This is a genomic window from uncultured Corynebacterium sp. (assembly GCF_902782855.1).
GTDB lineage: Bacteria > Actinomycetota > Actinomycetes > Mycobacteriales > Mycobacteriaceae > Corynebacterium.
Window position 1 is genome coordinate 1 of sequence record NZ_CACZOO010000156.1, and the last position, 10,437, is coordinate 10,437.

The 10,437-nt window shown below is 67.4% G+C and carries 18 protein-coding genes; 6 read left to right on the plus strand and 12 right to left on the minus strand.

Features of this window, described 5'->3' with window-relative positions; genetic code table 11:
• Positions 1-150: 150 nt before the first annotated feature.
• The 11 genes from rpsQ to rpsJ are packed head-to-tail and all read right to left on the minus strand — an operon-like array spanning position 151 to position 5,317.
• Positions 151-432, minus strand: a complete 282-nt coding sequence (gene rpsQ, locus QZV72_RS07200) for a 30S ribosomal protein S17 (protein ID WP_297006688.1) — start codon at positions 430-432, stop codon at positions 151-153.
• Positions 429-662 (minus strand): 50S ribosomal protein L29, encoded by a 234-nt coding sequence (gene rpmC, locus QZV72_RS07205; RefSeq protein WP_297006691.1) that lies wholly within the window; start codon positions 660-662, stop codon positions 429-431. Before rpmC ends, rpsQ begins: the two co-directional genes overlap by 4 nt.
• Entirely contained in the window at positions 662-1,078 is a 417-nt protein-coding gene (gene rplP / locus QZV72_RS07210) for a 50S ribosomal protein L16 (protein WP_297006693.1), read from the minus strand. Before rplP ends, rpmC begins: the two co-directional genes overlap by 1 nt.
• Positions 1,079-1,081: 3 nt before the next feature.
• On the minus strand, positions 1,082-1,831 hold the full coding sequence (gene rpsC / locus QZV72_RS07215) for a 30S ribosomal protein S3 (RefSeq protein WP_297006695.1): 750 nt from the start codon (positions 1,829-1,831) through the stop codon (positions 1,082-1,084).
• Complete coding sequence (gene rplV, locus QZV72_RS07220; RefSeq protein WP_066584349.1) at positions 1,831-2,193, minus strand: 50S ribosomal protein L22; 363 nt, start codon at positions 2,191-2,193, stop codon at positions 1,831-1,833. Before rplV ends, rpsC begins: the two co-directional genes overlap by 1 nt.
• A gap of 2 nt (positions 2,194-2,195) precedes the next feature.
• The gene (gene rpsS, locus QZV72_RS07225; protein ID WP_297006699.1) at positions 2,196-2,474 is read right to left on the minus strand and encodes a 30S ribosomal protein S19; all 279 of its coding nucleotides are present in this window, start codon (positions 2,472-2,474) and stop codon (positions 2,196-2,198) included.
• Positions 2,475-2,489: 15 nt separating this feature from the next.
• Positions 2,490-3,332 carry a 50S ribosomal protein L2 gene (gene rplB / locus QZV72_RS07230; protein ID WP_297006701.1) on the minus strand — a complete coding sequence of 281 codons (843 nt, stop codon included), beginning with the start codon at positions 3,330-3,332 and terminating at the stop codon, positions 2,490-2,492.
• Positions 3,333-3,369: 37 nt separating this feature from the next.
• Complete coding sequence (rplW, locus tag QZV72_RS07235; RefSeq protein WP_297006703.1) at positions 3,370-3,672, minus strand: 50S ribosomal protein L23; 303 nt, start codon at positions 3,670-3,672, stop codon at positions 3,370-3,372.
• Entirely contained in the window at positions 3,669-4,319 is a 651-nt protein-coding gene (rplD, locus tag QZV72_RS07240) for a 50S ribosomal protein L4 (protein WP_297006705.1), read from the minus strand. The genes rplW and rplD overlap by 4 nt, the downstream gene beginning before the upstream one ends.
• Complete coding sequence (gene rplC, locus QZV72_RS07245; RefSeq protein ID WP_297006706.1) at positions 4,316-4,972, minus strand: 50S ribosomal protein L3; 657 nt, start codon at positions 4,970-4,972, stop codon at positions 4,316-4,318. The genes rplD and rplC overlap by 4 nt, the downstream gene beginning before the upstream one ends.
• A 39-nt stretch (positions 4,973-5,011) precedes the next feature.
• A complete protein-coding gene (gene rpsJ, locus QZV72_RS07250) occupies positions 5,012-5,317 on the minus strand; it encodes a 30S ribosomal protein S10 (RefSeq protein WP_010120790.1) in 306 nt (101 codons plus the stop codon).
• Between the two features lie 678 nt (positions 5,318-5,995).
• On the opposite strand from rpsJ, the gene QZV72_RS07255 reads away from it, so the two are divergent.
• From QZV72_RS07255 to QZV72_RS07280, 6 genes are read left to right on the plus strand one after another with little or no spacing between them, the layout of a single operon-like run.
• Positions 5,996-6,502, plus strand: a complete 507-nt coding sequence (locus QZV72_RS07255; RefSeq protein ID WP_297006708.1) for an Asp23/Gls24 family envelope stress response protein — start codon at positions 5,996-5,998, stop codon at positions 6,500-6,502.
• A gap of 44 nt (positions 6,503-6,546) precedes the next feature.
• Entirely contained in the window at positions 6,547-7,062 is a 516-nt protein-coding gene (locus QZV72_RS07260; protein ID WP_297006710.1) for a hypothetical protein, read from the plus strand.
• On the plus strand, positions 7,059-7,247 hold the full coding sequence (locus QZV72_RS07265; RefSeq protein ID WP_297006712.1) for a hypothetical protein: 189 nt from the start codon (positions 7,059-7,061) through the stop codon (positions 7,245-7,247). The genes QZV72_RS07260 and QZV72_RS07265 overlap by 4 nt, the downstream gene beginning before the upstream one ends.
• A gap of 6 nt (positions 7,248-7,253) precedes the next feature.
• Positions 7,254-8,213, plus strand: coding sequence for an Asp23/Gls24 family envelope stress response protein (locus QZV72_RS07270; RefSeq protein ID WP_297006714.1), 960 nt, complete (start codon positions 7,254-7,256; stop codon positions 8,211-8,213).
• On the plus strand, positions 8,206-8,787 hold the full coding sequence (locus tag QZV72_RS07275; protein WP_297006716.1) for a hypothetical protein: 582 nt from the start codon (positions 8,206-8,208) through the stop codon (positions 8,785-8,787). Before QZV72_RS07270 ends, QZV72_RS07275 begins: the two co-directional genes overlap by 8 nt.
• Positions 8,784-9,347: a hypothetical protein gene (locus QZV72_RS07280; RefSeq protein WP_297006717.1), complete on the plus strand. Its 564-nt coding sequence runs from the start codon at positions 8,784-8,786 to the stop codon at positions 9,345-9,347. The genes QZV72_RS07275 and QZV72_RS07280 overlap by 4 nt, the downstream gene beginning before the upstream one ends.
• Positions 9,348-9,545: 198 nt before the next feature.
• Here QZV72_RS07280 and QZV72_RS07285 read toward each other — a convergent pair.
• Positions 9,546-10,437, minus strand: an 892-nt coding sequence (locus tag QZV72_RS07285; RefSeq protein WP_297006719.1) for an elongation factor Tu, incomplete at its 5' end; no start/stop codon positions are given.

The window sequence follows — 10,437 nt, forward strand, 5'->3', positions numbered from 1 at the left end:
GAGCGCCCGGGCCGTGTATCCGGTCGGTAACTGCCGTGGCTGAGGCGGCTGCACCCCGGACACCGCATGCGAAAACCCCCGCCCTGGGCGAACCCGGGCGGGGGCTTTCAACTCAGACGATCAGGCGTGAGCCCCGCCGTGAGGCGGAGGCTACTTGGCCTTCTCGACGATCTCGACGAGCCGGAAGTGCTTGTCCTTGGACAGCGGCCGGGTCTCCTCGATGCGGACAAGGTCACCGATGCCGGCGGAGTTGTCCTCGTCATGTGCCTTCACCTTGGTGTTGGTGCGCATGATCTTGCCGTAGAGGGCATGGCGCTTACGGTCCTCGAGCTCGACCACGATGGTCTTGCTCATCTTGTCGGACACGACGTAGCCGGTCCGGACCTTGCGGGCGCCCTTGGTGTTCTGGTTGGTCACGTTGGCCTCACTCATGCTGCGTCACCCTCCGGAGCTGCGGACAGGCCCAGGTCGCGCTCACGGAGCACGGTGTAGATCCGGGCGATGTCGCGCTTGACGGTGCCGAGGCGACGGTTGTTGGTCAGCTGACCGGTGGCGTTCTGGAAGCGCAGGTTGAACAGCTCCTCCTTCGCCTCCTTCAGCCTGGTGGTCAGCTCGTCGTTGCTGAGGTCACGGAGCTCGTGAGCCGGGGTACCGGTTGCCATCAGAACTGATCCTCCTTCTTCACGATGCGCACCTTGCAGGGGAGCTTGTTGCCGGCACGACGGAGCGCCTCGAGGGCGACCTCTTCGGACGGGTAGCTCATCTCGAACAGGATGCGGCCGGGCTTGATGTTCGCGACCCACTTCTCGACCGGGCCCTTACCGGAACCCATGCGCACGCCGAGCGGCTTCTGGGTCAGCGGACGGTCCGGGAAGATGTTGATCCACACCTTGCCACCACGCTTGACGTGGCGGTTGATGGCGATACGAGCAGCCTCGATCTGACGGTTGGTGATGTAGGTCGGCTCCAGGGCCTGCAGGCCGTAGTCGCCGAAGGTCACGCGGTTGCCGCCCTTGGACACGCCGGAACGGTGCGGCCGGTGCTGGCGGCGGAACTTCACGCGCTTGGGGATGAGCATGGGTTAACCCTCCTGCTTCTGGTCGGCACGCTGCCGGCGGGCCCCACCGCGACGCGGACGCTCACGACGGTTGCCACCGCGGGAACCGCGGTCGTCACGGGCGTTCAGCAGAGACTCGCGGCGGCCGCCGACGACGTCACCCTTGTAGATCCAGACCTTCACGCCGATACGGCCGAAGGTGGTGTGTGCCTCGTAGGTGCCGTAGTCGATCTCGGCGCGCAGGGTGTGCAGCGGGACGCGACCCTCGTGGTAGCGCTCGGTGCGGCCCATCTCGGCGCCGCCGAGGCGACCGGAGCAGACGACCTTGATGCCCTTGACCTGGGGCTGACGCATCGCGGACTGGATGGCCTTGCGCATCGCGCGGCGGAAAGCCACGCGGTTGCTCAGCTGCTCGGCGATGGACTGCGCCACCAGCTGGGCATTCGCGTCGATGTTCTTGACCTCGAGGATGTTCAGCTGGACCTGCTTACCGGTCAGCTTCTCCAGACGGCCACGGATCCGGTCCGCCTCGGCGCCGCGGCGACCGATGACGATGCCCGGGCGGGCGGTGTGGATGTCCACGCGGACGCGGTCGCGGGTGCGCTCGATGACGACGTCGGCGATGCCGGCGCGGTCGAGGCCCTTCGACAGGAACTCGCGGATCTTGATGTCCTCGGCGAGGTAGTCAGCGTACTGCTTGTCGGCGTACCAGCGGGAGCGCCACTCGGAAGTGATACCCAGCCGGAGGCCGTGGGGGTGAATCTTCTGGCCCACTACTGAGCACTTCCCTTCTGGCTCTCGACAACCACGGTGATGTGGCTGGTGCGCTTGCGGATCTGGAAAGCCCGACCCTGGGCGCGGGGCTGGAACCGCTTGAGCGTCGGTCCCTCGTCGGCGAAAGCCTCGGAGACAACGAGCGTACGGGGATCCAGGCCGAAGTTGTTCTCGGCGTTCGCGGCGGCGGAGGCGACGACCTTCGCGACCGGCTCAGAGGCCGACTGCGGGGCGTAGCGCAGGATCGCCAGCGCGTCCTCCACGGACTTGCCGCGGATGGTGTCGATCACGCGGCGTGCCTTCATCGGGGTGACCCGGACGAACTTGGCGGTGGCGCGTGCAGAATTGATGGTGTCGGACATGACTATCGCCGACCCTTCTGGTCATTCTTGATGTGACCCTTGAAGGTCTTGGTCGGGGCGAACTCGCCCAGCTTGTGACCGACCATCGAGTCATCGACGAACACCGGGACGTGCTTGCGACCGTCATGGACGGCGAAAGTGTGACCGATGAAGTCGGGCAGGATGGTGGAACGGCGCGACCAGGTCTTGATGACCTTCTTGGTGTTGGCGTCGTTCTGGGCGTCCACCTTCGCGAGGAGGTGTTCGTCCACGAACGGGCCCTTCTTGAGGCTGCGTGGCATTCTCAACTACCTCCTTTAGCGCTTCTTGTTCTTGTTGGCACGGCGACGGCGGACGATCAGCGTATCGCTCGGACGGTTGGGCTTGCGGGTGCGGCCCTCAGGCTGACCCCACGGGGAGACCGGGTGGCGACCACCGGAGGTCTTGCCCTCACCACCACCGTGCGGGTGGTCGACCGGGTTCATGACGACACCGCGGACGGTCGGGCGGACGCCCTTCCAGCGCATACGGCCGGCCTTGCCCCAGCGGATGTTGATCTGATCCTGGTTTCCGACCTCACCCACGGTGGCGCGGCAACGGATGTCGACGCGACGGATCTCGGTGGACGGCATACGCAGGACCGCGTACTTGCCCTCCTTACCGAGAAGCTGGATGGAGGCACCGGCGGAACGGGCCAGCTTGGCGCCGCCGCCCGGCTTCAGCTCCACAGCGTGGATGGTGGTACCGGTCGGGATGTTCCGCAGCGGCAGGTTGTTGCCGGCCTTGATGTCGGCCTGGGCACCGGTCTCGACGACCTGGCCCTGCTTGAGACCCTTCGGCGCGATGATGTACCGCTTCTCGCCGTCGGCGAAGTGAAGCAACGCGATGTTCGCGGTGCGGTTCGGGTCGTACTCGATGTGGGCGACCTTGGCGGGCACACCGTCCTTGTCGACACGACGGAAGTCGATGACGCGGTAACGGCGCTTGTGTCCGCCACCCTTGTGACGGGTGGTGATGTGGCCGTGGACGTTGCGGCCACCGGTCTTGGACAGCGGGCGCAGCAGAGACTTCTCCGGGGTCGAACGAGTGATCTCGTCGAACTCGGACACGGAACTCTGGCGGCGACCCGGCGTAGTCGGCTTGTACTTGCGAATAGCCATACTTCTGCTCTCTCTTTACCTTTCGGTGCCGGGCGGCCTACGCCGCGCCACCGAAGATGTCGATGGGCTCGCTGCCGGCGACCAGGGTCACCATGGCGCGCTTGGTGGCCTTGCGCTGCCCGTAACCGGTGCGGGAGCGCTTGCGCTTGCCTGCACGGTTGAGGGTGTTCACGCTGGCGACCTTCACACCGAAGATCTCCTCGACGGCAATCTTGATCTGGGTCTTGTTGGAGTCCGGGCTCACCAGGAACGTGTAGACGTTCTGCTCCATGAGACCGTAGGACTTCTCGGAGACGACGGGGGCGATGATGACGTCCCGGGGGTCAGCGATGGTGCTCACTTGGCCTCCTCCTTCTTGCTGGACTGCTCGATGAAGGCGTTGAGGGCCTCGACGGAGAAGACCACGTCGTCCGAGTTGAGGACGTCGTAGGTGTTCAGCTGGTCGAAGGAGAGCGCGTGAACGGCCGGGAGGTTGTTCACGGACTTCCAGGCGGTGACGTCTTCGCGACCGAGGACGACCAGGACCGACTTACGGCCGGTGAGGCGATCCAGGAAGGACCGGGCCGACTTCGTCGACGGGGTCTGTCCGGCGACGAGCTCTTCCACGAGGTGGATGCGCTCGTTGCGGACGCGGTCGGTCAGGGCGCCGCGCAGGGCGGCGGCCTTCATCTTCTTGGGGGTCCGCTGGTCGTAGTCGCGCGGCTGCGGACCGTGGACGGTACCGCCGCCGGTCATGTGCGGCGCGCGGGTGGAACCCTGACGGGCACGGCCGGTGCCCTTCTGACGGAACGGCTTCTTACCACCGCCGCGGACGTCGCCGCGGGTCTTGGTGGCGTGGGTACCCTGGCGCTTCGCTGCCAGCTGGGCCACCACGACCTGGTGCATCAGCGGCACGGACGGCTCGACGTCGAAGATCGACGCCGGGAGCTCGACGGTGCCGTTGGTGGATCCGTCAGCGGTGTGGACGTTGAGGGTCAGATTACTCATGCGTGTGCACCGCCCTTCACTGCGGTCTTGACGGTGACGATGCCACCGTTGGTTCCGGGGATGGCACCCTTGATCAGCAGGAGGTTGGACTCGGCGTCCACCCGTGCGATCTTCAGGTTCTGCAGGGTGACGCGCTCGTTACCCATGCGGCCTGCCATGCGGGTGCCCTTGAAGACACGGCCCGGGGTGGCGCAGGCGCCGATGCCGCCGACGCGGCGGTGGGCCGCCTGGTTACCGTGGGAGGCACCCTGGCCGGCGAAGCCGTGACGCTTCATGGCGCCGGCGTAGCCCTTACCCTTGGAGGTGCCGGTGACGTCGACGAAGGTGACGTCGGCGAAGAGCTCGGCGGTGATGTCCTGACCGACCTCGTAGGCGGAGGCGTCCGCGACGCGGATCTCCGTCACGTGGCGGCGGGGGGTCACGCCGGCCTTCTTGAAGTGACCGGCCTGCGGCTTCTTGACCTTACGGGGGTCAATGTCGCCGTAGGCGATCTGGACGGCGTCGTAGCCGTCATTGTCCTTGGTGCGCACCTGGGTGACGACACAGGGCCCAGCCTCGACGACGGTGACCGGGACGACCCGGTTCTCCTCGTCGAAGATCTGGGTCATGCCGAGCTTCTTGCCCAGGATGCCCTTGATCTCGTTTTCGCTCATAATTCTGCTCCGCTGCTCAGTTCCGACTCAAGCCCAGGATTACTGGATGTTCACGTCGACGCTGGCCGGAAGATCGATGCGCATGAGAGCGTCGACGGTCTTCGGCGTCGGGTCGAGAATGTCGATGAGCCGCTTGTGGGTGCGCATCTCGAAGTGCTCGCGAGAGTCCTTGTACTTGTGCGGCGAACGGATGACGCAGTACACGTTCTTCTCGGTGGGCAGAGGCACAGGGCCGACCACGCGGGCACCGGTACGGGTGACCGTCTCGACGATCTTCTTGGCAGAAGCGTCGATTGCCTCGTGATCATAGGCCTTGAGCCTGATGCGGATCTTCTGTCCCGCCACGCTGGTCCTCTTCCTCGTTCCCCGTTCCAGTAACGGGTGGGTGACTTCCCTGCCCGATGGCGTGGGAACTTCTTGTTTCTTGGTTAACGCTGTCCGGCTCGTGAAGCTGGCACAGACGCCAGTGTCTTCATGACCGAACGGGCTCCCTCGTCGAATCCGGGACGGAGAGGGGAGGCAATCACCACTGCGCCGTCATTGTCCGGAAAACGACCGGGGTAACCCGAGCCATCCGAGGAAGAGCCCCCGCAACGCGTGGGATCTTCGCTTAACTGCCGCTGTTTATTTGCCATGCCCCACTCCGGCTCCCGCAGGACGGACAAGTCCGTGACCCTGCGCCGGAACCCGTGGGCGACCCGGGGGGCCGCCCTTGTGGTTCATGCTCACTTCACCATCGTCGCCGTCTTGCATCCGGAGGGTGTCCGGGCACGCAGGAGACGTGTCAAAGCAACGAGAGACATTAAAGCACGTCCCACCGGCGACGATCAAGTCGGCGGGTCCACGCACCGCACAGCATGGTGAAGATCACATCGCCGGAGATTTCCGGAGGTGGGTCACCGGGTTCCCGAACCCGGGACCGTAGGCGTCGCCGAATGTCTACCATGGACGGGGAAGGACGCCTGCGCCGCACTCCGGGGCACGCAGGGACCACGTACGCCGAGTGTTAAGGACACACACCCCATGAGCAACTCCACACCGGTGGAAGAAGCCACCACCGGAACCACAGCAACCCCCACCGCCAACTCCCCGGTCGTCCGGGACGAGAACAACTCGAACCTGGTCACCGACCACGGCCGTACCTCGGTCGCCGATGTCGTCGTGTCGAAGATCGCCGGGATGGCCGCCCGCGAGGTCACCGGCGTCCACGGTCTCGGCGGTTCCACGGCCCGGGCCCTCGGCGCACTGCGGGAGCGCATCCCCGGCGGCCGGGTCAATGTCCAGCAGGGGATCTCCGTGGAGGTCGGCGAGCGCCAGGCAGCCGTGGACATCTCCATCGTCGCCGAGTACGGCGTGGCCATCCACGAACTCGCCGAGGCGATCCGCCGCAACATCATCATCTCCGTCGAGGAGATGACCGGGCTGGAGGTCACCGAGGTCAACGTCACCGTCCACGACGTCCATCTGCCCGGTGACGACGAAAACAACGGCGACGACGCCGAGCCGGAGAAGGCCCCCCGCGTCCAGTAGCCCCGACGGTACGGACACTCCGATGATGACAGAGGCCGGAACACATGCCTGACAATTCCGCCCGGGACTCCTTCCGGGCTCCTTTCCGGGACGATCCCGAGTACGTCCGACGGCGCCGCCAGGTGATCCGGGACAATCACCCGGACCGCGGCGGCTCCGACGAGGCGCTCATCGGCGCACTCGACGCGCTTGACGCCGAGTGGCAGCGCCGCACCCGGCCCCGACCGGAGTTCGCCGACGTCCACCTGCCGGGCTTCATCCCTGAGGACGTCGCCCGCCAGGCCACCGACCTCGCCGAGCAGTACACCGATGAGGTCCTCCGCCGGACCGAGGAACTCCGCGACCGGGCCCGCCGGGTCGTCGACGCCCAGACACCCCGGCTTCGGCGGGTACGGAAGAATGCCGGCAGGGCGGCCTCCACCATGGTGCGTTCCGTCCAGGAGCATCTGCCCCGCAAGTTCCCCGGTGCCCGCCGCTACGCGGACACGGGCACCACCAGCGCCACCAGCACCACCACCAGCAGCACCACCAGCAGCACCACCAGAACGGAGAAACAATGAGGTACGCAACCCTCTTCGGCGTGCTCGTCGGCTTCCTGCTCGCCGTCGGTGCTCTCTGGGCCGGGATCACCGGCTTCCTCGTCGTCGCCGTGCTCTGCGGCGTCGGCGGTACCGTCGGCGCCCACCTCGAGGGACTGATCGACCTCCGGGCAGTCTTCAGCTCGGGGCACCGCGGGCGGGGCTGATCCGCCGTGGAAGACACACCCCAGACAACAGACGCACCTGAGGCCCCCACCGTCCTCACCGGCCCCGGAAACCCCGGTAGCCCCGACAACCCGGTGGGCGTGGCACGGACCGGTGCACAGATCCGGATCGACGACCGCGTCCCCCGGACCTTCGCCGTCCGTGGTGCCCTCTCGGTGCCCGGTGTCATCAGCCACTCCTCCGGCATCGGCCGCTTCACCGGGCGCAGCCTGCCGCGCGCCGATCTCCGGTGGGACGCGGATCACCACTCGGTGAGCGTCGACCTGCAGATCGCCGTCGCATGGCCCTCCCCCGTCATCACCGTCGCCACGGTCGTCCGTGAGACCGTGGCCGCCTGGATCACCGCGGCCACCGGCATTCCGGTGTCCGTCGTCAACGTCACCGTCGCCGCGGTCGTGCCGGACACCCGCGTGACCACCACCGTCGTGGAGACCGCGCCCCGCTCCCCCGAACTCGCCCCGGTCGTGGCGACCCCCCTCACCGTGGTCTCCCCCACAGTCACGAGATCCGCGGGTGCACCGGTCCATCCGCGGACACACAGGCGCACGACACTGACGCCGGTCCGAGCCGGACGCCCGCTGCGTCCCGAACACGTCACCGCTCCCCCGGTTCCAGCGACGGTACCGGTACGGACCGCTCCCCGGACGTCCCTGGCGGAGATCAGCGTCCGGCACCGGCCCGTGACCGAACCCCCGCAGCCGACCCCGCCGTTCGTCCTTCACGACATCCCCACCCCGGCCGGACCTGTGCTGGAGAACATCCCGACGCCGCAGGGACTCCCGGTACGGACGGTTCCGACACCCGACGGCCTTCCGCTCACCGTGTTCCCCCGCGTGGACCGGCACGATCGCGTACCGGTCACCGTCCACCGCGGACCACGTATCACCCCGACCGTCGTCCGGGGCGGCGCACGACCCGGACAGGGAAAGGACCGAGCTCATGGCTGACCTGACCGCCGCCACCCACCGGGTTCCCGCACCGGCGCCGGCAGCTTCGCCCCGCGCACGCTGGTGGGTCATCTTCCTGGGCCTGGTCTTCCTCGCCGCCGGCGGCGTGACCGTCCACGATCTGCTCGTCGTCCGCGGTACCCTGCACGCCGAACAGTGGCTCACCCCCGTCTACGACTGGATCGCCGATGTCCGGTACGCCGGATGGGTGCTGCCCTCCGCAATCGGGTGTGCGGTGGTCGCACTGGGGCTGCTCATCGCCACCGTACGTCCGCGGGCGCGCACCCACCTCTCCTTCGGACACGACGCCGCGCTCTTCGCCCGGCCGGTCGACATCGCCCGACTGAGCACCGCCGCCGCACGCCGGACCGGCGGTGTCCTCCGTGCCTCCACCGTGGCGACCCGCAAGCGCATCACGGTGACGGTCACCACCGCCGCCGGTGACCCGGCTGAACGGGAGGCAGTTTCCTCCGGGGTGACCGAACAGGTCAGCCGTCTGGCGGGAATGCTCGACCCCGTCCCGTCGGTCATCGTACGACTCGTCTCGACGACGCCGGGGGGTGATCCTCGGTGAACCGTGGGAAAGCGGGTTTCGACCGCATCATCACGTTCGTCCTCTTCCTCCTCTTCGCCGGCCTCGCCGCCTGGGGCATCGGACTGGCTGCGGATGCGCGGTTCGCGCACCGTGTCGGTGAGTTCGCGGACCGCGACTTCTGGACCGGACTCGCGCACCGCGAGGACTACGACGACATACTGCGCGTCGCGGCCCTGATCCTGCTGGTTCTCGGTCTCCTCCTGCTGGCGGTGAACGTCGAGCGCAAACGGCTCGGGCGGACCACCTCGCCGGCGTCAGGCACCGCGGGGGTCATCAGCCTCCATCCGTCCGACCTGGCGTCTGCCGTCGCCCAGTCCTTCGAAGCGCGCAGCGACATCAGTTCGGCGACGTTCCGCGCGATCCAGGACCGGTCGACCGACGTACTGGAGATCCGGCTGCGCGCCACCGCCGACGCCGATGTCGTCGCCCTGCGTGACGCCTGTGCCCGGGCATCCGCCGACATCGCCGTCGCGCTACCCGGCCAGGACATCCGACCACGGTTCCTGCTGCAGGTCGAGCAGGTCCGGCAGGCTGACTGAGATACCCCGGGCACCGACCCGGACCGCACGCCGACGGGCCGGACCCGGCGCTCCCCGCCGGCCCCCATCTCCCCGCACGCACGACGAAGCCCCCACCGCCGGTCCCGGGGGACCGAACAGTGGGGGCGTTCGTGGTGCCTGTGTCAGGCGGCGTGCACCATCCTCCGGACCGGGCCCGGAGGTTCAGGTCAACGGAAACTAGTCGTTGATCTTGGTGACGCGGCCGGCGCCGACGGTGCGGCCACCTTCGCGGATGGCGAAGCGCAGGCCCTCGTCCATGGCGACCGGCTGGATGAGCTCGACGGACATGTCGACGTTGTCGCCGGGCATGACCATGTCGGTGCCCTCCGGCAGCTTCACGACGCCGGTGACGTCGGTGGTCCGGAAGTAGAACTGCGGACGGTAGTTGTCGAAGAACGGGGTGTGGCGGCCGCCCTCGTCCTTGGACAGGACGTAGACGGAGCCCTCGAAGCTCTTGTGGGGAGTGTAGGCGCCCGGCTTGGCGACAACCTGGCCACGCTCGACGTCCTCGCGCTTGAGACCGCGGAGCAGCAGGGCGGCGTTGTCGCCGGCCTCAGCGGAATCGAGCAGCTTGTTGAACATCTCGATGGAGGTGACGGTGGTCTTCTGCGACTTCTCGCGGATACCGAGGATCTCCACCTCGTCGTTGAGGGCGAGGGAGCCACGCTCCACACGACCGGTGACGACGGTGCCGCGGCCGGTGATCGTGAAGATGTCCTCGATCGGCATCAGGAACGGCTTGTCGGTCTCGCGCACCGGGTCCGGGATGGCGTCGTCGCAGGCCTGCATGAGGTCCAGGATGGCCTGGGTCCACTTCGGGTCACCCTCGAGAGCCTTCAGGGCGGAGATGCGGATGATCGGGGCGTCCTCGGCGTAGTCCTGCTCGGCGAGGAGCTCGCGGACCTCCATCTCGACGAGCTCGATGATCTCGTCGTCGTCGACCATGTCGGCCTTGTTCAGTGCGACCAGGATGTACGGCACGCCGACCTGGCGGGCCAGGAGCACGTGCTCGCGGGTCTGCGGCATCGGGCCATCGGTAGCTGCCACGACCAGGATTGCGCCGTCCATC

Coding starts and splice junctions, on each gene's coding strand:
- rpsQ (WP_297006688.1), bottom strand. CDS start 432: ATGAGTGAGGCCAACGTGACCAACCAGAACACCAAGGGCGCCCGCAAG.
- rpmC (WP_297006691.1), bottom strand. CDS start 662: ATGGCAACCGGTACCCCGGCTCACGAGCTCCGTGACCTCAGCAACGAC.
- rplP (WP_297006693.1), bottom strand. CDS start 1,078: ATGCTCATCCCCAAGCGCGTGAAGTTCCGCCGCCAGCACCGGCCGCAC.
- rplV (WP_066584349.1), bottom strand. CDS start 2,193: ATGTCCGACACCATCAATTCTGCACGCGCCACCGCCAAGTTCGTCCGG.
- rpsS (WP_297006699.1), bottom strand. CDS start 2,474: ATGCCACGCAGCCTCAAGAAGGGCCCGTTCGTGGACGAACACCTCCTC.
- rplB (WP_297006701.1), bottom strand. CDS start 3,332: ATGGCTATTCGCAAGTACAAGCCGACTACGCCGGGTCGCCGCCAGAGT.
- rplD (WP_297006705.1), bottom strand. CDS start 4,319: ATGAGTAATCTGACCCTCAACGTCCACACCGCTGACGGATCCACCAAC.
- rplC (WP_297006706.1), bottom strand. CDS start 4,972: ATGAGCGAAAACGAGATCAAGGGCATCCTGGGCAAGAAGCTCGGCATG.
- QZV72_RS07255 (WP_297006708.1), top strand. CDS start 5,996: ATGAGCAACTCCACACCGGTGGAAGAAGCCACCACCGGAACCACAGCA.
- QZV72_RS07260 (WP_297006710.1), top strand. CDS start 6,547: ATGCCTGACAATTCCGCCCGGGACTCCTTCCGGGCTCCTTTCCGGGAC.
- QZV72_RS07265 (WP_297006712.1), top strand. CDS start 7,059: ATGAGGTACGCAACCCTCTTCGGCGTGCTCGTCGGCTTCCTGCTCGCC.
- QZV72_RS07275 (WP_297006716.1), top strand. CDS start 8,206: ATGGCTGACCTGACCGCCGCCACCCACCGGGTTCCCGCACCGGCGCCG.